The following is a 26,525-nucleotide window of genomic DNA, read 5'->3' as shown; positions in this document are numbered from 1 at the left end:
CGGTGTTTAACAGAGCCCCCCAAAAAAAAGAAGGAGAGAGCAGGGTGGGCTCTCTCCTCTTCCAAAATTGGCTCCTTGGATGAAGGGGTTTTCATAGATTATAGTAACAAAGCTTTGTTAAGGTGTTATGAAAGGTGTGTAAAGCTATTGTAAATCTTTGTTTTCTTTAGACAATTTTACCGTAAAGATCGTACCTTTATTTAATCTACTTTTCACAGAAATTGTGCCATGATGAGCTTCCACAATGTGCTTTACAATGGCCAAGCCAAGTCCGGTTCCACCTGAATTTCGACTTCGCGCTTTATCCACCCTGTAAAAGCGCTCAAAAATTCGTGGAATTTCTTCTTGTTCCATCCCGACACCTGTATCTGAAACTACTATCACAATCTCTTCCCCAACCTCTTCCACGTTCACCTTCACTTCGCCACCAGCCGGTGTATAGGCGATGGCATTGTTAATAAGATTAATGAAAACCTGTTTCACCCTTGAAGCATCAGCAAACAAAAACAAGTCTTTTTGCGGCCGATTTAAGATAAGCTCGATTTCCTTTTCCTTTGCCTTTCCTTTCAAAATCACAAAGATTTCTTCTAATATACCACTGATCTCGAAATACTCCGGATTAAGTTTGAAGCCTTGCTTTTCAATTTTAGAAAGATCTAGCAAGTCTTCTATCAAGGATTGCAGCCTGTCGCTTTCTTTTAAAATGATGGAAAGGAAATATTCTAATGTATCTTTGTCATTCATTGCGCCATCCAGCAATGTTTCGGAAAAACCTTTGATCGAGGTGATCGGTGTCTTCAATTCATGGGATACATTCGCAACAAAGTCCTTCCGCATCTGTTCGAGCTTCTTCAATTCCGAAATATCATGGAAAACAAGCACAATTCCTTTCCACTCATCATTGACACCTATAATGGGCGCTCCATACACTTCAAAGTGCCTTCTCTCGATTTTCAGAGGGAGAAGAAGCTGTTTGCGGACGTTCACCTCTGTCATGAATATCTCCTCTATCAAGCTGACGATCTCTTTATGTTCAATCGCTTCATAGTATAATCGGTAGAGATAATCAGAAGAGTCTGCATCAAATGTTTCCTTATAGGCCCGGTTAATTAGATTTACATAACCACGACCGTCAATCAAGATAAGTCCGCTTCCCATACTCTCAATAAGGGTGCGCAGTCGATCCTGCTGCATCTCCTGTGCTTTCGTCATATCCTGCAGATTTCTTGCGAGTATATTGATGGATTGACTCAGCATCCCTGTTTCATCCACATGTTCTTCAAAGGTCCTGGCCTTATAGTTTCCTTTGGCAAGCTCCATCGCTACCTTTGTCGCAGATTCTATTGGACGTGTGTATTGGGAGGTGATTTTGACACCTAGAAGTAAAATAACCACAAATGCCGCACCAAGGCTTGCAATAAGCAATCCCCATATTTGCTGGTTCACCCTTTGCAAAGAATCAATCGGCGTACTTAGCATGACATATCCATCCCGGACACCGTCACGTGTAATGGAGCTACCATAATAGTAAAACTCATTATTCTGCTCATAGAAGATTTTGTCTTTATCTTTATTGTTTTGGATTGTGTCCCTAATAATATCCTGATGCGAATCCTCTCCTGTTGGAGAAGGGCCATTTGTGTCATAGAGGACGATTCCATCTTTGTCGGTAATACTTATTCTCGCGGACAATGTACCACTTACGTCATCCAAGTGCTTCTGCAATTCGTTGGTGATCGTGGTCTCCTCTTCCACTAGCATCGTTACTAGGTTTGTTTCTTTTACCAACCTTTGATTGAACGTATTCAAATAGAAAGTCTTAAAAAGTTGACCGAGTAACAATCCAAGGCACACAAGCACCACTATAATCAACGTGATGAGTGCAAATAGGAGTCTAGAGCGGAACCTATTCATGTATTTTCGGTTCCTCCAACTTGTAACCAAGTCCTCTGATTGTTTTTATATATGTAGGTTTTTTCGTGTCTGTTTCTATTTTTTCACGCAAGTGACTGATATGGACATCCACAATCCTTGTATCACCGGCAAAATCATAATTCCAAACCGCACTGAGCAATTGATCTCTCGTCAACACTCTTCCTTTATTTTTTGAAAGATACACAAGTAGTTCAAACTCTTTCGGAGTCAGTTCCAGACGATTTTCACGGAAGTATGCTTCATAATGTTCCGGGAGTATTTTCACGTCACCAATCACAATCTTTTCGGAAGTATCTTCTTCCTCCTTCGGTGTTTCCATTACAGTCGTATGCTGTTGCATCCTACGAAGAATCGCTTTGATCCTTGCAACCACTTCCCTTGGGCTGAATGGTTTGGTCATATAATCATCTGCACCAAGTTCAAGTCCAAGAACTTTATCAAATTCGTCATCTTTAGCGGTAAGCATCAAGATTGGTGTATGAATTTTATGCTGTCTGAGCTCTTTGCAAACTTCAATTCCATCTTTCTTTGGGAGCATAAGATCAAGAACAATCATGTCAAACTTTTCATTCATCGCCTTATTCAAGCCTTCTTCTCCGTCCATTGCCACGGAAACATCATAGCCGGCCTGCTGTAAATTGTACTGTAACAATGTCACAATGGATTGTTCGTCGTCTACTATAAGAATTTTCTTATTCATTCTTTTCCTCCACCAACTGTTTTGGAAAACCCTTTTTCCACCCTGATGCCAACTCTATTAATTTATCTATCATTACGTATCCATTTTACACGTAAACATTATTCATCACAACATGGAACGATAAACGAAAAAAAAGAGCTTAGAAACTAAGCTCTTCAGACTGTTGACAAACTATAAACTAGTTATGTTATCTGTTGGAAGAGTTGATCTTCGTTGCAGGAGCTTCGCTTTCCGCGGGCAGTCCGGAAGCCTCCTCGGGCTACGCCCTGCGGGGTCTTCCATGTCCTTTCCTCCCGCAGGAGTCTTCGCTCCTTCCACTGCGATCAACTTGAAAACTGCTATGAATTTTTCTTTGTCTACACACTGAGAGCTTAGAAACCTAAGCTCTTCTTAAAAGTTTTCCATTGCACTGCTTTCCATCGGTTCTAGTCGATGGGGCGGGCAGATTGTAATGGTGCCTTTTGCGACCGTTTGATTATCTTCGTTTGTTCCATGGACACTCATTACGATGCTGTGATCTTGATCGTTGACCTCCACCACTTCAAAAAGAAACTGAATGGTTCCGTAATGATAGACAGGCTTCGGAAAAGAAATATCCTGACTGATGACATGACTTCCGGGTCCGGGCAAATATTTGGAAACAGCTGATGTAATGATACCAGTTAGCATGATGCTAGGTACGATCGGTTTTTTGAAAGGAGTTTGCGACGCATAATCGTGTTGGATATACAATGGATTTGCGTCATTTGTCAGTCCTAGATAAAGTAGTAGGTCTTTATCTTCTATTTTTTCGGTCAACTCCAGCTTTTCTCCCACTTGGATCTCGGCCAGCTTTCTCCCAAGCTTTCTCTTTTTACCAAGTAACATATAGACACCCCCTGCTGATGTGAAAAAAATTCCCTTTGTATAATTTGAAAACGGTTACAATAGTATGGTAAAAATTTGGGGAAAGAATTCCCCGTTGAAAGTTACAGTAGACTTCGTTAAAGGCTCTTTGCTTTCCTGCGGGCGGTCCGGGAGCCTCCTCACAACACTTGGAGGTCTCCCCTGTCCCTTCCTCCCGCTGGAGTTTACGCGCCTTCCACTACGAACTTGGTTATTGATTTTTCTCGCTTCTGTTAGGATAAAACATTCATGACGTTTTTGACGGATTCGACTGATTTGGAAAGTGCAGCTTTTTCTTCTTCTGTTAATTCCAGTTCAATAATCTTCTCGATTCCACCAGCACCAAGAATGGTTGGAACGCCAAGGTAGATTCCCTCATGTCCATATTCGCCTTCCAAGTATGCGATGGAAGGGAGGATACGGCGTTGATCTTTAAGGATTGCTTCCACCATTTCCACCATGGAGGCTGCAGGAGCATAATAGGCACTACCGTTACCTAAAAGGTTTACGATTTCTCCGCCGCCTTTTCTGGTTCTTTCCACAATCGCGTCCAATCGATCTTTCGGAAGCAATGTTTCTAGTGGGATCCCCCCCGCATAGGAATAGCGGACAAGTGGAACCATGTCATCGCCATGGCCACCAAGTACAAATCCAGTAACGTCTTTTACAGAAAGGTTAAGTTCTTGAGAAACGAATGTACGGAAACGTGCCGTATCCAATACACCAGACTGGCCGATTACGCGATTTTTAGGAAAGCCGGATTCTTTGAAAACGGTATATGTCATGGCATCTACTGGATTGGTCAACACAATGATATAGCAATCAGGAGAGTGCTTTACAATTTCCTTTGTTACGCTTTTCATGATGTTCTGGTTAGTAGTTACTAGGTCGTCACGACTCATACCTGGTTTGCGGGCAATACCGGCAGTGATGACGACAATATCGGAATTAGCTGTATCTTCATAGTTGGATGTACCTGTGATATTTGCATCAAATCCTTGCACTGGACTCGCTTCTAACATGTCTAATGCTTTCCCTTTTGTAGGGTTCTCCATTTGCGGGATATCTACAAGTACAACGTCTGCGAGTTCTTTTTGCGCGAGTAAGAATGCAGTGGTTGCGCCTGTGAAGCCTCCACCGATAACCGATACCTTTTTACGTCTCATTGTCATATTCATTCCTCCCTAACCTATTTATAAACAACTTTTACACCGCTGTTGTTTTCCGCAAATGGCTTCGCTTTCCGTGGGGCGACCTTGAGCCTCCTCGGCTTCGCCTGCGGGGTCTCAACATTGTCGCTACTCCCCCACTGGAGTCTCCGCCTTTTGCTCCAATCAACAGCTAGAAAATCGTGTAAACAGTACTTATTTTCAAAAAGCAAAAACCCTTCACGAGTTTTTGCTTTTTTGGAAATTACATGTTTTTAATTAGTTCGTCGCCAAACTCGGAGCATTTCACTTCTGTTGCGCCGTCCATTAGACGTGCAAAGTCGTAAGTTACTACTTTAGAAGCGATGGATTTTTCCATAGCATCCACTACAAGTTTAGCAGCTTCTGTCCAGCCAAGGTGCTCAAGCATCAATACACCAGAAAGGATAACAGAAGATGGATTTACTTTATCAAGACCAGCATATTTCGGAGCAGTACCATGTGTAGCTTCGAAAATTGCGTGACCAGTTTCATAGTTAATGTTTGCTCCTGGAGCGATTCCAATCCCACCTACTTGTGCAGCAAGTGCATCAGAAATGTAGTCACCGTTCAGGTTCATTGTCGCAACAACATCGAACTCTTTTGGACGAGTAAGAATTTGTTGTAAGAAGATATCGGCGATGGAATCCTTCACAAGGATCTTGCCTTCAGCTTCTGCAGCTTCTTGAGCTTTGTTTGCAGCATCTTTACCTTCCGCTTCCGCGATACGGTCATATTGTGCCCAAGTGAATACTTTATCGCCGAATTCTTTTTCAGCCAACTCGTAACCCCAGTTTTTGAAAGCACCCTCCGTGAACTTCATGATGTTTCCTTTGTGTACTAATGTTACAGATTTACGGCCATGCTCGATTGCATAGTTGATCGCACCACGAACAAGACGGGACGTACCTTCTTCAGATACAGGCTTGATTCCGATACCGGAAGTTTCAGGGAAACGGATTTTGTTAACTCCCATTTCTGTTTGAAGGAAATTGATTAACTTTTCTACTTCTTCAGAGCCTTTTGCGTATTCAATACCAGCATAGATATCTTCTGTGTTTTCACGGAAAATAACCATGTCAGTATCTTCTGGACGTTTAATTGGAGAAGGGACTCCTTGGAAATAACGAACAGGACGTAAGCATGTGAAAAGGTCCAACTCTTGACGTAAAGCAACGTTAAGAGAACGGATTCCGCCACCTACTGGAGTAGTCAGAGGTCCTTTGATTGCAATTATGTACTCGCGGATATCATCAAGTGTTTGACTTGGCAACCATTCACCAGTTTGGTTGAATGCTTTTTCCCCAGCCAATACTTCTTTCCAAACGATTTCCTTTTCCCCATTGTATGCTTTTTCAACAGCTGCTTCTAAAACTCGGGAAGCAGATGCCCAAATATCAGGACCAATTCCGTCTCCCTCGATGAATGGAATAATCGGGTTGTTAGGTACGTTTAAAACACCATCTGTAACTGTAATTTTTGTTCCTTGTGTCAATGTAAAAACCTCCTAAGAAAATATCATTACGTTAGTTTTCCGGGGAAGGGTTCGCTTTCCCCTATTTTATTATAACAAAGATTTAACTATTGTCGCTCGATGCGACAATAGTTGATTAGCTACGTTTTTCTAATGGTACATAATCCTGTTTTCCAGGACCTGTGTAATCGGCACGAGGGCGGATCAGACGGTTGTTGGAATATTGCTCAAGGATATGCGCCAACCAACCAGATACACGGCTCACAGCGAAAATCGGTGTGAACAGGTCATGGTCGATTCCTAAAGAGTGATATACAGAGGCACTATAAAAGTCAACGTTCGGTGGAAGTGGCTTCTCGGAAGTAACAACCTCTTCTACCTTCACGGACATTTCATACCATTTCGGCTGCCCTGTAAGATGAGTAAGCTTCTCAGACATTTCACGCAAATGCTTCGCACGAGGATCTCCTTGGCGATATACACGGTGACCGAAGCCCATGATTTTTTCTTTATTTGCAAGCTTTTCACGGATATAGCTTTCTGCATTTTCCACTTCACCGATTTCTGAAAGCATCTTCATTACCGCTTCGTTCGCTCCACCATGCAATGGACCTTTTAATGCGCCGATTGCAGCAGTAACACCAGAGTAGACATCAGACAATGTAGCTACACATACACGTGCAGTGAATGTGGATGCATTCAGCTCATGATCAGCGTGAAGCACCAATGCTTTATTGAATGCCTCGATTGCCACTTCGGATGGCTCTTCACCAGTCAGCATGTATAGGAAGTTAGCAGCCATACCGAGGTCTGTTCTTGGCGCAATTGGGTCTAAGCCTTTGCGGATTCTTGAGAACGCTGTCACAATTGTGGGCATTTTAGCTTGCAGACGGACAGCCTTATGGTAGTTTACTTCCGGATCCATATTATCTGCTTCCGCATCATATAGCCCAAGTAGGGATACAGCAGTACGAAGAGCAGCCATCGGATGGACTTTGTCGATTGGGTACGTTTTGAAATGGTTGATCACTTCTTCAGGAAGCGCAGCATTTTCTGCAATCTCCTTCTTAAGGGAAGCTAACTCTTCCTTGTTTGGCAGCTTTTGATGCCATAAAAGATAGATTACCTCTTCGAAGCTAGCATGATCTGCTAAGTCATCAATGTTGTAGCCAACATACGTTAATGTGTCGTCAATAATGGAACTGATAGCGGAAGTTGTTGCTACAATTCCTTCTAGACCTTTAGTTGTTGTCATTTGAAACCTCTCCTTTATGTGAAAATTTCCCCAAATCCTTTTCTACCATTGCTCACCCGAACGCTTGCTCAACATAATGATAAAAATTATATCTCTGCATAATTATTTAGAGTAATTTATCAATTCAGAATCTAGCAAACTAAGAAAATGCTTACATTTCCATTCATAAAAATAAGCGCCATATCCATTACATTCATGGGTGCGCGCGCATTTTCGGCGAACAATGTTTCTGTTGCTAAGTAGGAAGGAAGTGTCCTTGTCCCTATTATAAACAATTTTCAGTCTTTTGTGAATGAAAAGAAGGAAAGTCCTTCAAAAAATATTATTACGAAAAAACAATTTGTGAAATTTCCCTTAGGTGAAATACTCGACTACCTTCATTGCTAGATAGGCTATACCTGCACCAATCAATGGACCGACTGCCACTCCATTGAACAAAGAAACGGCAAGAATGGTACCAAATACAAGGGCTGTGGTGATATGCGGATCGTTGGCAAGCAAGGTCAAACCGCTTTTTGCAATAAGTGCAACCGCTATACCAGCACCAAGTGCCACCCAAGCATAAGAGGATTTCAGCGCCTCCTGCAGCTGCTTGAACCCTATGTCACCAGTAGCAATTGGTACAAGAACCGCTATGGTAATGATCGTTACTCCCCAATTGATTCCTTTAGATTGAAGATAAGGGAATACTTTATTATCCATACCAATAACTTTAATAACAAGCAATACAGCGACAGCAAACATCAAGGATGGATTCTTTGCGATAAAACCTATTAAAAGAAGTACTAGTAAAAATAAAGTAGCTTGACTAAACATTTTGTTTCCATCCTTCCAAACACATGAGCCTAATTCTCATACTACCATATGGAAAAGAGAAAGAAAAAGGATTGGCATTGTACTGAATTTTCCAAATTGTAAAATATAAAACTATGAAAAGTATGGTCTAGGTTGTAAAATTATTTATAAGGAATTTCTGGCAGTAAGGGGTGTTTTTGTTGAACTGGAACTATGTACATATCTTTTTCAGACTCCTCCTGGTTCTATCCATCATCACGATTGGCCTTATCTCTTTTTATTATTTATTCTCCATCGCGTATCCATTCATCATTGCATTAATTCTTGCATTTCTCATTAACCCACTCGTCAATCTCCTTGAAACAAAAGGACGACTTCCCAGGAGTTTGGCGGTTTTCCTATCATTGATGGCTGTATTTGCCACCGTCGCTGGTGTCGTCACTCTGTTGATTGTAGAAATTGTATCCGGTACTGAGTATTTGGCAAAAGTGGTGCCTGGACATTTTGAGACCTTGGTTGTGTATGTAGAGCAATTTGTCGTCATGGAAATACTCCCTTTTTTCAATCAGATCAGCAACATGTTCCACAGCTTGGAAGAAGGGCAACAACAGTCCCTATTGACGAATATTGAAAATATCGGCGCAACGGTAGCGAGCACCGTAGGAGAGTTCATTCAAACCTTCTTGACGAATCTCCCTAAGCTAATTACTTGGATCCCAAGTGTAGCCACCGTCCTGATTTTTTCCTTGCTGGCCACTTTCTTCATCAGCAAAGATTGGTTTAAGCATAAAGCTAGGTTGAAACGGATCACGCCAATGAAAGCACAGGGTAGCCTAGCCAAAGTTTTCTTAAGCCTTAAGAGAGCATTCTTCGGGTTCATGCGTGCCCAGGCAACACTTATTTCCATCACGACCATTATCGTTTTAATAGGATTGTTAATATTACGTGTCGAGTATGCCATTACGGTAGCCTTGATTATCGGACTGGTCGATTTGATCCCTTATCTTGGCACAGGGCTAGTGTTTGTGCCTTGGATAATCTTTTTGGCAATCAGTGGCAACCTGCCCCTCGCAATTGGACTTGGAGTTCTATATTTGATTGTGATTGTACAGCGCCAGTTAATGGAACCAAAGATCTTGTCTTCTAGCATCGGACTTGATCCACTCGCCACATTAGTCAGCTTGTTTGTCGGGTTCAAGTTAATTGGGTTTCTTGGCTTGATCGTCGGTCCAGTTACCGTTGTCATTTTCAATACGCTCTGGAAGGCAGATGTGATAAAGGATATCTATTTGTTTGTTGTAGGAAAAAATAGAATCGTGTAAGGTGATTGGTTTTGTTGGATAGGTATGTGCCTGCTTCTTTAGATGAGGAGCGGGCACTTTTTCCGTTTACCACTGGACGGCTCTAATCCATCATAAAGACTTCCCTACTCCTCCTTGCGTCACAGTGATCTTCATACTAAAAAACCGCTTCCTCCCAAAGAGAGAAAGCGGTCATCCTATCTTATTTGAACAGATTCGCAATAGACTGGAACAAGTCACGGAAGAAATCGGCTACACCTTGCCAGAAGCCTTCATTTCCGACGACTTCTTCAATTCTGTTTTTGATGTCCTTAGAGATATCCTCAAGCTGCTGCTTCACATTGTCAAAATTGATGTTGAGTGAGCGCATCTTTTCAAACAAATCAATCAGTAACTGCCTGTCCTCTTCACTTAGCTCAATTTGGAGTTTAGCAAGCTGCTCTTCTACAATCCGCTCTACATCTTCACGGGTAGCAGGCTTTTGTTCTGCAATCTGTTTCTTGATTTCTGTCAGTAGTTCACTTACCTTTTCGCTATCCATGCCTTCTTCTTCTGCAAGTTTAGTAGCGATGTTCAACTCTTCATTTGCCACTTCCATACGGTCTTTGTTGAGCTCTTCCCCGCTTACCTCATAAGCCTTATAGATGCCGACCAATGCGGAATGGCCGCTTACCTTTACCGGAGAGACGACGATAACTTCTGCATCTTCAATCCCAGCTGTTAATAAGGCATTTGCATACATATCATCGGTTACCTGTGTAATATTTTCAGGAGTTGCCCTCTCTATAACAAGGCCTTCGCCTTTTTCTTTCCTAGTTATTTTAGCCGAAGAGAACATACGTGCATTACGATCTTCTCCGTCGATGTACTTTACAAGATCCTCACCTGTAACTGTTATTTCTTCTACCATTTCAGGATTTTTCACATTCAAGAGGTTTCGAACTTCTTGTTTTTGGTCATCATTCAACGTCCCGCCATACACGACGATTGGCAAGCCGAACTTTTCATTGATACTTTCTTCTTCATCTTTTCCACCGGCAGCTTGTACAACGTTCGTTAAACTAAGTCCAGATAAAACCAAGGTTAACACCAGCACTATTTTCAACCAATGTTTCATTCTATTTCCCCCAAACTAATTTTACAAATTTTACAATGCTCTCTGTCTATTTTTTTATATTATCATGATTTGATGAAAAGGCAATGGAATTTCCACCACCGTCTTTTCGTTACTCTTATCATCTTCTATTGATTACTATAAATTGTCCGCGGTCCATTCTATTTCTAATGACACGCATGATGGATGGCTTAATCAGGTTTCTTGTTGGTGGTAAAAGCAATGCAAAGCCAATGGCATCCGTAATAAAACCGGGAGTAAGCAACACTACGCCTCCAATTAAGATACAGAGACCGTCGATAATGACCTCACCGGGCATCTGCCCGCTATTCATTTTTTGTTGTGCACTTCTGAGCGCGGAAATACCTTGGTATTTTGCTAGCCAAGCTCCCAAGACTCCTGTGAGGATGATTAATAGAATCGTTGGTATCGCACCAATTAGCTTTCCTGCGGTAATAAGGATCCAAATCTCCAATGCTGGTACAACGATTATCAATGCCAATAAAATTCTAAACATAAGAGGACAACCCCATTTCTTTAAAACCAAACTTCCAATCAATTATATCAAAAATACGAGGATTACTCTAATTTGAGTTGTGTACAGAAGATAAGAGTCAGCCTAGACGCGCAAATCATCTTATTTCGGTAAATACAAAAAGACCCCATATATCCTAGCATATGCAGGGATATATGGGGTCATGTCCAACTATTAAAGTACGCTTGCGTGGCCAGAGTAGATGGTGCCTCTAGAAGAGTCTACTGTGATCTCTTGTCCGTCTTTCAGAACAGATGTTGCGAGCTCCACTCCAACAATTACCGGGATGCCAAGGCTTAATCCAACAACCGCAGCATGGCTAGTCAAACCGCCTTCTTCCGTAATTAAGGCAGATGCTTTTTCTAAAGAAGGCATCATATCCTTGTCCGTTCCATTCGTTACGAAGATGGCACCTTGTGTCATCTTTTCAGCAGCTTCTTCCGCTGTTTTTGCCACTACGACTTTACCAAAAGCAGATTTTCTGCCGATGCCTTGTCCACTTGCCAGCACGTCTCCGACAACGTGAATTTTCATCAAGTTCGTTGTGCCTTTTTCCCCAACCGGAACACCTGCTGTAATAACGATTAAGTCACCGTGGGAAACGATACCAGTGTTTAAGGATTCTTCCACTGCTACATCCAACATTTCATCCGTAGAAGTCGCTTGACGGCCAATGCGTGGGTACACACCCCATACTAATGCTAGCTTACGGGAAACCGCTTCACAAGAAGTGACCGCAACGATCGGTGCCTTTGGACGGTATTTGGAAATCATACGTGCTGTATGTCCACTTTCCGTTGGAGTTACGATCGCAGAAACGTCCAAGCTGATTGCTGTATATGCGACAGATTGACCGATGGAATCCGTTACTGTCAGCGCAGCTTGCTTACTGTGCTTAGAAAGGATTTCACCATATGCCAATGCCTGTTCTGCACGGGACGCGATGTTGTGCATTGTTTGAACTGCTTCAACAGGGTAGGAACCTGCAGCTGTCTCACCAGAAAGCATGATGGCATCAGTGCCATCAAAGATTGCGTTCGCTACGTCACTTGCTTCTGCACGAGTTGGACGTGGATTGCGTTGCATGGAATCAAGCATTTGAGTTGCCGTGATGACAGGCTTTCCAGCAAGGTTACACTTTTTGATAAGATCTTTCTGTACAAGTGGTACCTCTTCTGCAGGTATTTCCACACCAAGATCTCCACGTGCAACCATCAAGCCATCTGATACTTCCAAGATTTCGTTGATGTTGTCAACTCCCTCTTGGTTTTCAATTTTAGGGATGATCTGGATGTCGGCAGCATCATGTGCTTCTAATAATTCACGAATTTCAAGGACGTCAGACGCGCGACGCACGAAAGATGCCGCAATGAAATCCACTCCTTGCTCAATTCCGAAACGGATATCGTTCGCATCTTTTTCCGTAATTCCAGGAAGGTTCACTTTTACACCAGGTACGTTTACACCTTTTTTGTTTTTCAATGTACCAGAGTTAAGGACTTTTGTTCTAATCTCATTGTTTCCGATCTCAAGAACTTCCAATCCGATAAGTCCATCATCTAAAAGAATGCGGGAACCAGGTTGTACATCTTCCATAAGTCCAGGATAAGTAATGGAGAATCTTTCCGTTGTTCCGATTACTTCTTCCATGGAAATGATGATTTCTTTCCCTTGTTCTAATTCAATTGCACCATCTTGCATGGTATGCGTTCTGATTTCCGGGCCTTTTGTGTCTAGTAAGATCGCGACATTTTTACCTGTACGCTCAACCGCCTCACGGATGTTGCGGATACGTGCTCCATGCTCTTCATAATCACCGTGAGAGAAATTCAGGCGAGTAACATTCATGCCTGCATCGATCAATTGAATTAACGTCTCGACACTTTCACTGGCTGGTCCAATCGTACAAACAATTTTGGTTTTTTTCATGTAAAGTTTCCTCCTAATTATATACCGTTCTTATCGTCCTTTTTTATTATAAAGCAATAGAGTGTCATTACACCAACATAAGCCTCAAGAACCTGGTAATGAAAACGATTCCAATGCGCTTATATTGCTAGATGGAAAGTTCTTTAGAAAGGTCATACATTTTTGTGTCGATGGAGTGGGATTTAGATAACGCCTCAATGATGTCGTGATCCACCAGCACATTGCTTTGGATTCCTACACATCTTCCACCTTGACCTTCCCTTAATAGTTCCACTGCCCGAGCACCTAAGCGGCTAGCAAGCACCCTGTCAAACGCTGTTGGTGAGCCCCCACGTTGAATGTGTCCCAGCACACTGACACGTGTTTCGAAATTCGTTTCTTCCTCTATCTTCTTACCGAACTCAACCCCGCTGCCGACTCCCTCAGCTACGACGATGATACTATGCTTTTTCCCACGTTCCGTTCCGCGTTTCAGTCTAGCAATGACTTCCTGCATGTCATCTTTCGCTTCAGGGATAAGGATAGTTTCTGCACCACCCGCAAGACCTGCCCAAAGTGCCAAATCTCCTGCATGACGTCCCATCACTTCGATCACATATGTACGTTCGTGAGAAGTTGCCGTGTCACGGATTTTGTCAATGGAATCGATAACAGTATTTAGCGCCGTATCAAATCCAATCGTAAAATCGGTACCTGGAATGTCATTATCAATCGTACCAGGGACTCCGATACAAGGAAATCCATGTTCCGTCAATTTTTTGGCTCCTTGATACGAACCGTCTCCACCAATTACAACAAGAGCTTCGATACCATGTTTTTTGAGGTTTTCAATTCCTTTAAGCTGACCCTCTAAAGTTTTGAACTCTTCACATCTTGCAGAATATAACATGGTGCCACCACGGTGAATGATGTCTCCAACGGAGCCTATTTCAAGCTTCTTGATGTCCCCATCGATCAATCCCGCATACCCACGGTAAATTCCGAATACTTCCATATCATGAAAAATGGCTTTTCTTACTACTGCCCGGACCGCAGCATTCATCCCTGGTGCATCTCCACCACTTGTTAGAACGCCTATTCTTTTCATTTATTTCACCTCTTGAGCTAATTTGCCTATAAACGTATACCCAAACATTTATTTTATTTGAAAAATGAGTGGTATGTAAAGTCTCCATAATAAAAATTACCACGAAGATATGTCGAAAACAACTGAAATCTGTCGATTATATTTATGTATGCGCTTTTATTTGAGGTGGTTTTTTTTGCCATTCTTTAGAGGGACTGATTCCTACCTATTTAATATGGGTGATGTATTCCTGTGATAGCCACAGTCCACTGTGCCTACTTCTAAGGATACCCATATTTTTTCTAAATCAATAATAAGATAAAAGATTTCAGGGAAAAAAAGAGGGACGGGAGTAAAAACCCGTCCTTTCAGACTGTTGACAAACTATAAAACAGTTAGGTTATCTGTTGGAAGAGTTGATCTTCGTTGCAGGAGCTTCGCTTTCCGCGGGCAGTCCGGAAGCCTCCTCGGGCTACGCCAAAGCCACTGAAAAAGTACATTATTTTAGTAAACTGTTCCATACCGCTGTTGATTTCCGCAAACGGCTTCGCTTTCCGCGGGGCGACCTTGAGCCTCCTCGGGCTGCGCCCTGCGGGGTCTCAACATTGTCGCTACCTCCCCGCAGGAGTCTTCGCCTTTTGCTCCAATCGACAGCTAGAAATCATTAGGACCATAAATTATTGGGTTTTTCAGTGGCCTCGGCTACGCCTGCGGGGTCTTCCATGTCCTTTCCTCCCGCTGGAGTCTTCGCTCCTTCCACTGCGATCAACTAGAGAATTTGATTTTACTAGCCTTGTCTACACACTGGAAGGACGGGAGTAAAAACCCGTCCTTCTTTTACTGATTTATCTTTTCGGGCTTTAATTGCTCCTTGAAGGAAAAGGCTCCGATTCGTTTGTATTTTGCATAACGATGTTCGATCAGTTCATCCGCGCTAAGAGGCATCAAATCCTGGAGAGACTCCTTCAAGATTTCACGAATGCCCTTCGCCTGGAAATCTACATTCTTATGTGCCCCACCCATTGCTTCAGGTATGATTTTATCAATGATTCCAAGGTCAAAAAGGTCAGGTGCAGTGATCCTCATTGATTCTGCTGCCTTTTTTGCAAGGCTTGCATCCTTCCATAGAATGGCTGCTGCCCCTTCTGGAGAGATGACCGAATAGGTGGAATTCTCTAGCATATGCACATGGTTGCCGACACCTAGCGCAAGCGCTCCGCCACTTCCACCTTCCCCGATAACGATACAGATGACCGGCACCTTTAATCCGGCCATTTCAAACAGGTTTTTAGCGATTGCTTCACTTTGTCCACGCTCTTCTGCAGCCTTCCCTGGATAGGCACCCTTCGTGTCGATGAAGCATACAATCGGCCTGTTGAACTTTTCGGCTTGGTACATCAGCCTCAATGCTTTTCGGTATCCTTCTGGATGAGGCATACCAAAGTTACGGCGGATGTTTTCTTTCGTATCCTTTCCGCGTTGGTGGCCAATGATGGTGACAGGAACGCCTTCAAATTTTCCGATTCCGCCTACGATGGCCTCATCATCTCCGTAATAGCGATCTCCGTGCAACTCCAGGAAATTAGTAAATACCCGTTCTATATAATCAAGGGTTGTTGGACGTTCAGGATTTCTGGCAATTTGAACACGATCCCATGGTGAAAGGTTGCCATAGATGTCTGCTTCTAGCTTTTCGAGTCTGACTTCTAGCTTTTCTATTTCACTAGAAAGGTCCATATCGCTATTTTTTGTAAATTCCTTCAACTCTCCTATTTTCTTTCGAAGTTCCACAACAGGTTTTTCAAACTCCATTTCTCCTACCATCTCGTCTCCCCCTCTCCTTGGTGAATATCTAGTACATTTGTTAAGGTTTCTTTTAAATCAAGACGAGGAATGACCGCATCCAATTGACCACACTTCAATAAAAATTCTGCTGTTTGAAAGTCTTCCGGAAGATCTTCCCGGATGGTCTGTTCAATAATGCGTCGACCTGCAAAACCTATCAATGCCTTAGGTTCTGCAAAGTTATAGTCTCCTAGTGAGGCAAAACTTGCAGAAACCCCACCGGTAGTAGGGTGGGTCATCACAGAAATGATCAATCCGCCGCTTTCGCTATGCATCTTCAAAGCACTACTAGTTTTGGCCATCTGCATTAAACTTAATACGCCTTCTTGCATCCTCGCACCACCAGAAGCGGTGAAAATAAGGAATGGGACTCGCTTCTCTTTTGCTTTTTCGATAGCACGAGTAATCTTCTCCCCGACTACCGACCCCATGCTTCCCATACGGAAAGTAGAGTCCATGACTGCAATGACAAGCGGATAGCTGTTGATGGTTCCTTCACCTGTTACAACTGCCTCATTGATGCCTGTTTTCTTTTGATCTCCTTCAAGCTTTTCTAGATAGTTAGGGAAGTTCAGTGGGTTTTCAGACACCATTTCCACATCATATGCCTTAAAGCTCCCTTTATCTAATAAGCTTTGAATTCTCTCTTTTGCATTCATTGGATGATGGTGGCCACAGTGCAGACACACCTTCAAATTTTTCATCAATTCTTTTGTATACATGATTTTCTTACAACTTGGACATTTGGTCATGATTCCTTCCGGCACATCTTGGTGTGCTTGTTCGGAGGGAATGGATGCGTATTTTTTCTTTTTTGTGAACAAATCCTTTAACAAAACAACAGAACCTCCCTTTATTTGAGTAAAAAGGATACTTAAGCTGACTAGTATTTTCCCACTCATCTACAATTCAAAGGTTAAAACTCTCAGACATTGTTACTTAGTTTTGGTATTTGGTACTAATAACAGGTCAAAAGATAGGCAAGTAAGGCTGTTAACATTATTTCAATAAACAAATTCCTCTACTTACCATTTTTCTCATACTGTTAATGTAACGGAAACCCCTCGAAGGATGTTGTAGATTCTTGTCTACTTTCCATCGACAAATTCCGCAAAATGTTTTTCATATAACTTTATCGCTTGTTGTGCTTGATTTTCTCTCATCGCCTCTAGTAAATCCTCATACACACCACTCTCTATCATATTATCCTTGACGATAATACGTGCATAACTATTTACAAGCGTCCAGATCCTCAGCATCAAACTGTTATCCAGAGTGGTGACCATTTCTTTGAAAAACTCAGTTCTGCTAGGAGCAGAGTCTATCATACCGCTTAACGTTTGATAGTCTTTGGCAACAGCTTTCTGCATGAATAGCTGTAGGCATGACTTTTCTATTTCCAGCTTTGTTTCCAATAGATCATTCTTGGTTTTATCCTGTTCCAGAATGAACGTCCCCAAAAGTTCTACAAGGTGATGCTCTTTAAAATCTTTGATAAATGTCCCTTCCCCACGCCTTGTTTCAATGAGCCCAAGAAGCTCTAATGCCCGAAGCGCTTCCCGAACGGAAGAACGCCCGACATTCAGCCTGTCGGACAGTTCTCGTTCTGAAGGGATCTTGTCTCCTGTTTTCAAGCCGTCTTCCACGATGATGGCGCGAATCTTTTTGACAATCTCCAAATACATTTTTGTAGGTGTTGTCATGGATTATTCACTTTTTCCGATAACGGCAGCGCGTCTTGTTTTCTCGGCCACTTCTTCCGGATCGACCTGTATCCTCGCTACTCCTGTTTCCATTGCCGCCTTGGCCACTGCTGCAGCAACCGCCGGTGCGACACGTGGATCAAACGGTGCAGGGATAACATAATCGTCACTTAACTCATCAGGTGCCACAAGACTTGCAATAGCTTCAACTGCGGCTATTTTCATTTGCTCATTAATATGGGTCGCCCTGACATCCAATGCTCCCCGGAAGATGCCCGGGAATGCCAATACGTTATTTACCTGATTAGGGAAATCGGATCGGCCTGTCCCGATAACACTTGCCCCGGCAAGCTTTGCTTCAGCCGGCATAATCTCAGGATTGGGGTTGGCCATGGCAAAAATGATGGAGTCCTTGTTCATGCTTTCGACCATCGCCTGCGTCAATGCACCTTCCACGGAAACACCGATAAATACATCCGCACCCTTCATCACATCCGCTAAGCTTCCCTCGACTTTATTGCGGTTTGTGTAAGTCGCCACTTCTGCTTTTACACTGTTCATTCCATATGGACGGCCTTCATAAATGGCCCCTTTGGAATCACACATGGTGATATCCCTTACTCCATAGCGATATAATAATTTGATGATGGCGATCCCTGCTGCACCTGCACCATTAGCTACCACTTTTATTTCCCCGATATTCTTCCCTACCAGCTTCAGGGCATTGACAAGTCCTGCCACGGTTACAATGGCTGTCCCGTGTTGATCATCATGAAAAATCGGGATGTTGGTTTCTTTCTTAAGACGTTCTTCCACCACAAAGCAATTCGGTGCGGCAATATCTTCGAGATTCACTCCACCAAAAGTAGGTTCAAGAAGCTTTACAGTCTCGACAATCTTATCCACATCTGTTGTATTCAAACAGATCGGGAATGCATCAACCCCTGCGAAGCTCTTGAAAAGAACTGCTTTCCCCTCCATGACAGGCAAAGCCGCCTCAGGACCAATATTTCCAAGTCCAAGTACTGCCGTTCCGTCTGAGACTACCGCAACCATATTTCCTTTCATGGTATAGTCATATACTTTATTTTTATCATCGTAAATAGCCTTGCATGGCTCGGCTACGCCTGGTGAATAGGCAAGACTCAAATCTTTTGCATTTCTAACCGGCACTTTGGATTTGGATTCTAATTTTCCTTGATGGACTTTATGCATATGTAATGCTTCTTCTTTTAAAGACACGTTTCTTGTCCCCCTTGCTATTTGTGGTTCTGACTGTACTCGGAAACTGCTATATTACGATTTCATTTATACTTAAGGCTTTGTTAAAGTTAGTTGTTGATAATAACCTGTTTCTAGCTGGTGATTGGAACAAAAGGCGTAGACTCCAGCGGGAGAGTAGCGACAATCTTGAGACCCCGCAGTGAAACGAGGAGGCTCAAGGTCGCCCCGCGGAAAGCGAAGCCTATTGCAGAAATCAACAGCGACGTTTATCAGAGCCATACTTAAAAATCAGGAAAAGGTGGTCTGACCACCTCCCTGTTAACTATATCATAATATTAATCATTGTAAAGATTTTTTGAATACGACATTCCCTTCCCCTAGTAAGGTCTTAAGTTTGAGCAAACACTTTTCCGTAGGTGCCACAAAGAACGATGGTTGCAGCTTTATCGTTTTTTTCGCGCGGATGTAATGAACATATACCGGAGATGGCCCTTGGTGCTGCTTTAATACTTTTTGGAGATGCAGAAATACTTCCTTTTCATGCTTTTCTTCATCTATCTGTAAAAATAGATCTCCAATAAGATGTGCGTGTTCCTCTATAAGGGAATCTATTTCCGTTATGTCTTTTATAATAAGTTGCGTTTTTCCTTCCCTCTCTTCCAGATTACCCTCTACCAATAAGGTCTCCCCCGTTTTCAACAAGTGGGAAAAACGCTTATAAAGTTCTGGAAAAGCGACGGCTTCCATATCACCTGATTGATCAGAAAGTGTGAGGAAGGCCATCAGATCCCCTTTTCTCGTACGTATCACCCGTTCATTGGAAATGAAACTCCCGATTCGTACTTTCTTCAGATTGCTTGAAGGAAGGTCCAATATGAGTAAAGCCCCAGCCAGCTGGAAATAGGAGGAGTATGGTTCTGTCGGATGTTTGGAAAGATAGAAACCTAGCGCCTCTTTTTCTAACTGCAACTGTTCTGTCAGCTGCAATGGCTCCACCTTTACATATTTAGGTTTAATATCAAACTCCGTTTCCATGAAAAAATCTATTTGGTCATCATCGGATGGCATGACAAGTTCAGCATGCTGCAGAGCAACATCCAAGGTTGCCAGAAGTGTCGCCCTGTCTTCCTCGAACTCGTCCATACAGCCTGAATAGATGAGCATTTCCATCGTTTTGCGATTAAGCTTGGATGCGGATCTATTACAGAAATCGAATAGGTCGGCGAAAGGCTTCTTTTTTCGTTCTTCCATCAACGCTTTAATAGCTTGGATACCGACTCCTTTTACGGTCAGCAGACTGAAGCGAACTCCATCCTTTTCCACTTGGAATCCAATTCCGCTTTTATTGATGGATGGGGGTAGGACCTTGATCCCTTTTCTCTTCGTTTCCGTAATATACTGGGAAAGTTTCTGTTCATTCCCCATTACGCTCGATAACAGGGTTGCCATGAATATTTTCGGATAGTTCGCTTTCAGATAGGCCAATTCATAAGAAATCATACTATAGGCTACTGCATGACTCCGGTTAAAACCATAGTCAGCAAAACGGACAATCAGATCGTAGACTGCATTGGCACCTTGGTTGTCATACCCCTTTTTCAAACAGCCTTCCACAAAATGGGCCCGTTCTTGTGCCAACACATCCTTTTTCTTCTTTCCAACCGCTCTTCTCAAAAGGTCGGCTTCTCCTAACGAAAAGCCAGCCATCACAGCAGCAATTTGCATGATCTGCTCTTGATAGACGATGACGCCAAAGGTTTTCTCGAGGATGGGAATTAAGTCTGGGTGCGGGTAATCAACCTGTTTTCTTCCGTGCTTCCGGTCAATGAATAAAGGAATTTGTTCCATCGGACCTGGACGGTACAAGGCGTTCACCGCGACGATATCTTCTAAGTTTGTTGGTTTGAGCTTTGTCAGCACTTTCTTCATGCCTGGCGATTCAAGCTGGAAGATCCCCGATGTGTCCCCGTCACTTAAAAGTCGGAAGGTTGCCTTGTCATCCGTTGGGATGACATCCACTTCTGCTCTGGTCTCTTTTTTCACCTGATAGCGAATACTTTGGATCATGGTCAGGTTCCTTAAACCGAGGAAGTCCATTTTCAGAAGCCCAAGTTCCTCCAACGTCTCCATCGTAAATTGCGTAAGATAAATTTCTCCTTGTCCCTCTTGTATAGGAATCATTTCCGTCAGCGGACTTTCCGTAATGACCACACCTGCTGCATGGGTAGAGGAATGACGCGGCAATCCTTCTATCTTTTTGGCAGTATGAAATGCGCGTTGTCTTTCTTTTGTCTCATTTATCGCTTTTTGCAACCTGTCATTTTCCTTATATGCTGCCTCAAGCGTAATTCCTGGTCTTGAGGGGATCATTTTCGAAATCATTTCTAGTTCTTTTCCCGACAGATTCAACACTTTCGCTACATCCCGCCATGCTGCTTTGGCTGCCAGGGTTCCAAATGTGATAATTTGCGCCACATGGAGCTGCCCGTACTTATCCGCAACATACTTTATCACTTCATCCCGCTTATTATCCTGAAAATCAATATCAATATCAGGCATCGTAATCCGTTCTGGATTTAAGAATCGTTCAAAAAGCAGGTCATGACGAATGGGATCCACATCTGTAATAAACAAGCTGTATGCAACAAGAGAGCCTGCCGCGGACCCCCGTCCTGGACCTGTCAGGATGCCTGCATTCCTTGCAAAGTACATGAAATCCCATACAATCAGGAAGTAGTCACTGAACTTCATCCCTTTTATTACTTCAAGTTCATACTCCAAGCGAACTCCATACTGTTGCGGGACCTCGCCAATACGAGCCTTAAGCCCTTCCCAACACAGCTTTTCAAGGTAAGAATCCGCTCTCTCTCCATCTGGCACAGGGTAGCTTGGAAGTGCCGATTGATTGAACTCGATTTCCACATGACACTGATTGGATATCTTGATGGTATTTTCCAATGCATCCGGAATATCTTCAAACATCTGGACCATATCCCCTGCTGTGCGCAAGTAATCCGGCGACTCTTTTGGAAGTGATTCTAGTTTCGTTCCCTGTTTGATGTTACGAAGGCATTCATAAACAAACACATCTTCCTTTTGAAGATAATGCACCTTGCTCAAAGCGACGATCGGCAAGTCAGTATGTCTATTACGGGTGTTTTCCGACTGCACACGAGCTGTATCGGAATTTCGGTCGATACCGAGGTAAATATGGTCTTTCCCGAACATTTCTTTATATACAACTGCCGTCTGTTCCTCCATATGCGCCAATTCCGAATCTGCCCCCGATAAAATCGCGATAAGCCCACTTGCGTAATGCTTCAACCACCTTTTCGGCACACCTTGAAGGGCTTTCGTCTGAACAATACTGGACAGTTTCATCAGATTGGTAAATCCCTGTTTATTTTTTGCCAAAAGAAGGACAGGGTACGCAGACTCCTCGTCCTCTTCTTTTGCTAGGACAGAAAGAGTCAGCCCCATAATAGGCTTTATGTTCGCAGACTTGCATGCTTTGTAAAAGTCCACCGCACCGTACATAACATTTTCATCTGTCAGGGCAAGGGAGGTTAACCCCAACTCCTTCGCCCGCTCCATCAGCTTAGAAAAGCGGACAGAACTATTCAGTAGACTGTAGCTGCTTTTTATATGTAAATGAACAAAACTCACTAATCATCACACCTTACTTAACGCTTCCATTTATTACATTCATTATAGGGTCTTTCCTGTCACAAAAACAATCATGAAACTTCTCCATTAACATCACATACTTGCCACTTCCTGTCCATATATATGATTAAGGACAGAAAGGATGATGAAAATGGACGTAAAAGATCCATTTGTCGCAACCCTGATATTCAGTTTTTTCATCGCAGTCGGGGTCATACTTGGAGGTGCCATTATCGGAGGCATTGCCGCCTTCCTAGTCGGAGACCCTCCTCTTACAAGAATGTGGCGTTTGGCTAACAGCCTGAAAATATGGGCCATTGTGGCAGCCATCGGTGGCACCTTTGACACCTTTTATAATCTGGAAAAGGGATTGTTTAATGGAGAGACAAAATTCCTTGTCAAACAGTTGCTTCTAATCATTTCCGCTACCGGCGGAGCCCAAACAGGGGCACTAATCATTAGCTGGTTGACACAGGAGACATTGTAATATGAGGGTGCCTCCGTATAACCGGGATCCGGGATGGCAACGATTCTTTACCGGGGTAGTGATTGGGGCCATTATTGGATGGCTGATATTCATGCTGATGTACGGAATTACATTGGAGAAAAATCTCAGCGATTTGAAGAAATATCAAGATGAAGTAAAAAGTTACAAGGACAGGATTCATATTCTTACAGAGGACAATGACAAGCTGAAGGAAGAAAAAGATCAGCTGAAAATTGAAGACTTCAAGATTTCCATCATCAATCATGAGAAATACATGCTCAACTCTTTCAGCCGCTCCTCCATCGTCGCAAGGATCACCGACGACCTGAATCATCTGGTCTCAAAAGATATCGCAAGTATAAAAGACAACAAAGAGTTGCTGATTAAGGTGATTGAAAACAAGAGTTACTCGTTGGATGATAAAAAATACTACTTTGAGGTTGATTTCCTCTACGTCGACACAACGATAGAGATTGATTTGCTGATTGTAAAAATGGAATAAAAGAGGAAGCGTCTGGCTATTCATCGACACTTCCTCTTTTTACTGGGTTCTATTCTCCCTGTAGTTGAGCCCTGGATGCTTCTATTAAATCAGCGAGCACAAGGTCCGCATCTTCCCATTTGTAGATGGAAGCACCTGAGGCAAGCGGATGACCTCCACCATTATATTTCTTTGCGATTTCATTGACGACCGTCCCCTTTGAACGGAGTCTGACACGGATCTGATCAGATTCCTCGATGAAAAATGCCCACGCCCGGATGCCTTCAATATTCCCAAGCATCCCCACCAGTTGAGAAGCTTCAGATGGCAAGGCATTGTAGCGTTGCAATATATCTGGTGTAAGCTTCATGGAAGCAATACCGTTCTCATGCAAGGAAAAATTCTCCAATACATACCCGCTTAATTTAGCGATATGCAGCTTTGTACGATACAACTCATCGTAAAGTTCTGTCATGGAAAATCCGTAGCTCAACAACTCGCTCGCATATTGGAATGTCTTCGTATTCGTACTCTGGAAAAGAAACCTGCCTGTATCGCCAATGATTCCAGCGAAAATCAACCTCGCAGCTTCTTTCGTCATCACCCATCCCTGATTTTTCCCGGCCAGATACAATTCGTAAATCATTTCACTCGTGGAACTCGAATCCGTATCCACCCACATCAGATCCCCATATCTATCTTCATTCGGGTGATGATCAATCTTGATCCATTTAGCGGCAAGCTTATAGCGCTGATCACAAATTCTAGCCGTATTTGCGGTATCACAAACAATCACAAGCGCACCTTCATAACTGGAGTCTGGTATCTCATCAAGCTTGCTCAAGAAGTTCAATGACTCCTCTCCCTTACCTACTCGATACACCTTCTTTTCCGGGTAACTCTCCTTAATCAATTCCGCCAATCCACATTGAGACCCATATGCATCTGGATCCGGTCTCACATGACGGTGGATGATCACCGTATCATGCGCCTTGATTTCATCTATAATTTGCTGCCTCATCGTATGTATCCCTCTTTCACCTGTATCTTTTCTTTTATTTAATCACAGTTTGCTACGTTCTCAAAGGATTAACCATTTGAATGCAAAAGTAGAATTTTGTTCACGAACACGTTACAATATAGCTTGTATGCTTATGTTAGAATTATAAGTAAGATAATGAATATAGAAGGAGTGTGTCCTTTTGGCTATTTTTGTTTTTCTCATCATCTTTTCCCTGATGTTCTACTTGATGTATAAAGTGAAATACTTCCGCACCCACCTTCCTGCTGAGAAGAAGTGGCTAAGCGCAAAATCCAGCATCGCCCTTGGAAGCTTTGTATTCTTCTTTGGAATCAATACACTGATCGACCCAATGTCCACTGTTGCGATCGTGGTCGGAATTGTCCTTGTACTTGTGGGACTCGGCAGCATCTGGGCCGGCTACAAAGCCTACCGTTTCTACCTACCATTTGCGATAGAAGAAGCGGAAGCGGTGAAAGAAGCGGAAATGAAAGAGAAGACCGTTACGAATTAAGATTTATGAGTCGCCCTTAGAGTGGGGCGGCTTTTTTTATTAGGCTCTTTTCTCAAAGATTGTTGCTATTTACTTGCTCTCATACTCTATAAGGTGCAAGTAGTTTCTTAAGTACTGCGGGGAAAAGAGCACGACAGTAAGTAAAATAACGGGTGATGTATCCATCCGAAAAGCAACAAAGTTTACGAAAAGAGCCTTTTATTATTACTTAGGATTGTATTGAAAATGATCCAATAAGTATTTTCTGCCTTTGTGGGTTCCTTTGGCAGGTAGACTCATGGAGGATAATAGATAACTTGCTACATTTGGTGAAGGAAGAAGAAAGAAATCTCTTATCATTTTGTTTGTAATGGTATTACCAACTAATAATTTATAATCCATTAAATCTTTTAAGTGCGCTGTTTTGGAATACACCCCGCAATTCCTACATATCCAACCCCCGTGCTTTTGTGACATAGGTAAGTGGGCGCAAGCAGGACAAAAAACTCCCTTTCTAAGTTCATGGTAATGGATGCCAAAATGGTTGAATATCGAAAATTCATCAGGTGTATGTTTTTTAATAAGGACCTTAGAAAGTTTTTTGTATGTGGGGTTATCCAGCAGAGGCTGAAACTTCTGATTATCAATAGCCTGGAGCTTGTTTGGAAGATTTGTATGAAATGTAACTTTTTTCATAAGGGATGGTGTTGCATTGATTAAGGTGGCATTGGAGTGAGTCAGAACTATTTGTCCGCCAATCGGTAAAGGGGGAAAATTATGCTTATCCAACCATAACGTGAATTGATATTTTTGACGCTCAATTTGGGATAAAGGATCTCCAAACTTCTCCCTCTCCTCTCCTCTACGCCTTATTAAATGATTGGTTGTCTGATCAAACTCTAGTGCACCAGAAACATATTTTGAATCTAAAATTAGACCATAACCGGGAGTAATCAAAAGGGTGTCCATTTGAAAGAATCGATTTAGAGGATCCTCTATACGTAGTCCGTGTAGCAATTGGGTATTTTTATTGGGGAGGAAAGTGAGGAAATAATCAAGGGCTTTCTCACCGATAAAACCGTAATGCAATTTACCATGTTCCTTCTCTATTAAATGATATTTTGGATGTTCAGGAGGCACTCTTCTGATTGCTGCTTCGAGAGTCAATAACCTTACTGACTTTTCCCTTGATTTCTTTATCATTTCATCTCTCCTTTTAGTATGTTGTTGGATATAATTCGATAGGGAGACGTGAAATCCTTTAGAAATTTTGGATATTAGGGAAAATCGAATTTTATCATGAATTCTGAGGATATATCATGAATTTTGAAGATATATCATGAATTCTGAAAATATATCATGAATTCTGAAAATATATCATGAAATTTTGACTTATATCATGAAATAATCCAATATATCATGAAGTCGG

Annotated in this window: 22 protein-coding genes; 4 read left to right on the top strand and 18 right to left on the bottom strand. The window is 42.6% G+C overall.

All coding sequences use genetic code 11. The features are described from left to right. Nucleotides 1-144: 144 nt before the first annotated feature. From pnpS to EKQ44_RS10580, 7 genes are all read right to left on the bottom strand, one after another. Nucleotides 145-1,914 carry a two-component system histidine kinase PnpS gene (pnpS, locus tag EKQ44_RS10610; RefSeq protein WP_237663519.1) on the bottom strand — a complete coding sequence of 590 codons (1,770 nt, stop codon included), beginning with the start codon at nt 1,912-1,914 and terminating at the stop codon, nt 145-147. Beyond that, the gene (locus tag EKQ44_RS10605) at nt 1,907-2,635 is read right to left on the bottom strand and encodes a response regulator transcription factor (protein ID WP_237663517.1); all 729 of its coding nucleotides are present in this window, start codon (nt 2,633-2,635) and stop codon (nt 1,907-1,909) included. The genes pnpS and EKQ44_RS10605 overlap by 8 nt, the downstream gene beginning before the upstream one ends. Before the next feature lie 390 nt (nt 2,636-3,025). Then, the gene (locus tag EKQ44_RS10600; protein WP_237663516.1) at nt 3,026-3,502 is read right to left on the bottom strand and encodes a MaoC/PaaZ C-terminal domain-containing protein; all 477 of its coding nucleotides are present in this window, start codon (nt 3,500-3,502) and stop codon (nt 3,026-3,028) included. Nucleotides 3,503-3,753: 251 nt separating this feature from the next. After that, entirely contained in the window at nt 3,754-4,692 is a 939-nt protein-coding gene (gene mdh / locus EKQ44_RS10595; RefSeq protein ID WP_237663515.1) for a malate dehydrogenase, read from the bottom strand. Nucleotides 4,693-4,933: 241 nt separating this feature from the next. Next, entirely contained in the window at nt 4,934-6,202 is a 1,269-nt protein-coding gene (gene icd, locus EKQ44_RS10590; RefSeq protein ID WP_060664806.1) for an NADP-dependent isocitrate dehydrogenase, read from the bottom strand. A 115-nt stretch (nt 6,203-6,317) separates the two neighbouring features. Then, nucleotides 6,318-7,436 carry a citrate synthase gene (gene citZ / locus EKQ44_RS10585; RefSeq protein WP_237663513.1) on the bottom strand — a complete coding sequence of 373 codons (1,119 nt, stop codon included), beginning with the start codon at nt 7,434-7,436 and terminating at the stop codon, nt 6,318-6,320. A gap of 354 nt (nt 7,437-7,790) precedes the next feature. Further along, nucleotides 7,791-8,252, bottom strand: a complete 462-nt coding sequence (locus tag EKQ44_RS10580) for a DUF441 domain-containing protein (protein WP_237663512.1) — start codon at nt 8,250-8,252, stop codon at nt 7,791-7,793. 179 nt (nt 8,253-8,431) lie between these two features. On the opposite strand from EKQ44_RS10580, the gene ytvI reads away from it, so the two are divergent. Further along, the gene (gene ytvI / locus EKQ44_RS10575; RefSeq protein WP_237663511.1) at nt 8,432-9,553 is read left to right on the top strand and encodes a sporulation integral membrane protein YtvI; all 1,122 of its coding nucleotides are present in this window, start codon (nt 8,432-8,434) and stop codon (nt 9,551-9,553) included. 181 nt (nt 9,554-9,734) lie between these two features. Here the strand turns inward: ytvI and EKQ44_RS10570 are convergent, their stop codons facing one another. The 9 genes from EKQ44_RS10570 to dnaE all read right to left on the bottom strand — a co-directional run bounded on the left by EKQ44_RS10570 (nt 9,735) and on the right by dnaE (nt 22,614). After that, a complete protein-coding gene (locus tag EKQ44_RS10570) occupies nt 9,735-10,649 on the bottom strand; it encodes a DUF1002 domain-containing protein (RefSeq protein ID WP_237663510.1) in 915 nt (304 codons plus the stop codon). 118 nt (nt 10,650-10,767) lie between these two features. Further along, nucleotides 10,768-11,163, bottom strand: coding sequence for an FxsA family protein (locus EKQ44_RS10565; protein WP_237663509.1), 396 nt, complete (start codon nt 11,161-11,163; stop codon nt 10,768-10,770). 192 nt (nt 11,164-11,355) lie between these two features. After that, nucleotides 11,356-13,110, bottom strand: a complete 1,755-nt coding sequence (pyk, locus tag EKQ44_RS10560; RefSeq protein WP_237663508.1) for a pyruvate kinase — start codon at nt 13,108-13,110, stop codon at nt 11,356-11,358. Between the two features lie 127 nt (nt 13,111-13,237). Further along, nucleotides 13,238-14,197 (bottom strand): 6-phosphofructokinase, encoded by a 960-nt coding sequence (gene pfkA / locus EKQ44_RS10555; RefSeq protein ID WP_237663506.1) that lies wholly within the window; start codon nt 14,195-14,197, stop codon nt 13,238-13,240. Nucleotides 14,198-15,013: 816 nt separating this feature from the next. After that, nucleotides 15,014-16,000 (bottom strand): acetyl-CoA carboxylase carboxyl transferase subunit alpha, encoded by a 987-nt coding sequence (gene accA, locus EKQ44_RS10550; RefSeq protein WP_237663504.1) that lies wholly within the window; start codon nt 15,998-16,000, stop codon nt 15,014-15,016. Then, nucleotides 15,994-16,857, bottom strand: coding sequence for an acetyl-CoA carboxylase, carboxyltransferase subunit beta (gene accD / locus EKQ44_RS10545; protein ID WP_237663502.1), 864 nt, complete (start codon nt 16,855-16,857; stop codon nt 15,994-15,996). Before accD ends, accA begins: the two co-directional genes overlap by 7 nt. Nucleotides 16,858-17,109: 252 nt before the next feature. Next, nucleotides 17,110-17,724, bottom strand: coding sequence for a FadR/GntR family transcriptional regulator (locus EKQ44_RS21445; protein ID WP_269151624.1), 615 nt, complete (start codon nt 17,722-17,724; stop codon nt 17,110-17,112). A 3-nt stretch (nt 17,725-17,727) separates the two neighbouring features. Next, entirely contained in the window at nt 17,728-18,966 is a 1,239-nt protein-coding gene (gene ystJ, locus EKQ44_RS10535) for an NADP-dependent malic enzyme (RefSeq protein ID WP_237663500.1), read from the bottom strand. A gap of 321 nt (nt 18,967-19,287) precedes the next feature. Continuing rightward, nucleotides 19,288-22,614 (bottom strand): DNA polymerase III subunit alpha, encoded by a 3,327-nt coding sequence (dnaE, locus tag EKQ44_RS10530; protein ID WP_237663499.1) that lies wholly within the window; start codon nt 22,612-22,614, stop codon nt 19,288-19,290. Nucleotides 22,615-22,765: 151 nt separating this feature from the next. Here dnaE and ytrH point away from each other — a divergent pair, with 151 nt between their 5' ends. Beyond that, nucleotides 22,766-23,101, top strand: coding sequence for a sporulation membrane protein YtrH (gene ytrH / locus EKQ44_RS10525; protein WP_237663497.1), 336 nt, complete (start codon nt 22,766-22,768; stop codon nt 23,099-23,101). Between the two features lies 1 nt (nt 23,102). Next, nucleotides 23,103-23,603: a sporulation membrane protein YtrI gene (gene ytrI / locus EKQ44_RS10520; RefSeq protein WP_237663495.1), complete on the top strand. Its 501-nt coding sequence runs from the start codon at nt 23,103-23,105 to the stop codon at nt 23,601-23,603. A gap of 49 nt (nt 23,604-23,652) precedes the next feature. On the opposite strand, the gene EKQ44_RS10515 is transcribed toward ytrI, so the two are convergent. After that, entirely contained in the window at nt 23,653-24,603 is a 951-nt protein-coding gene (locus EKQ44_RS10515; protein ID WP_237663494.1) for a DHH family phosphoesterase, read from the bottom strand. A gap of 181 nt (nt 24,604-24,784) precedes the next feature. On the opposite strand from EKQ44_RS10515, the gene EKQ44_RS10510 reads away from it, so the two are divergent. Next, complete coding sequence (locus tag EKQ44_RS10510; RefSeq protein ID WP_237663493.1) at nt 24,785-25,117, top strand: YtpI family protein; 333 nt, start codon at nt 24,785-24,787, stop codon at nt 25,115-25,117. A gap of 204 nt (nt 25,118-25,321) precedes the next feature. Here EKQ44_RS10510 and EKQ44_RS10505 read toward each other — a convergent pair whose 3' ends face one another. Next, nucleotides 25,322-26,299 (bottom strand): nuclease-related domain-containing protein, encoded by a 978-nt coding sequence (locus EKQ44_RS10505; protein WP_237663492.1) that lies wholly within the window; start codon nt 26,297-26,299, stop codon nt 25,322-25,324. Between the last annotated feature and the right edge of the window lie 226 nt (nt 26,300-26,525).

It is taken from the genome of Sutcliffiella horikoshii (assembly GCF_021991925.1).
Lineage (GTDB): Bacteria > Bacillota > Bacilli > Bacillales > Bacillaceae_I > Sutcliffiella_A > Sutcliffiella_A horikoshii_F.
This window is presented reverse-complemented; position numbering and strand designations above follow the sequence as displayed.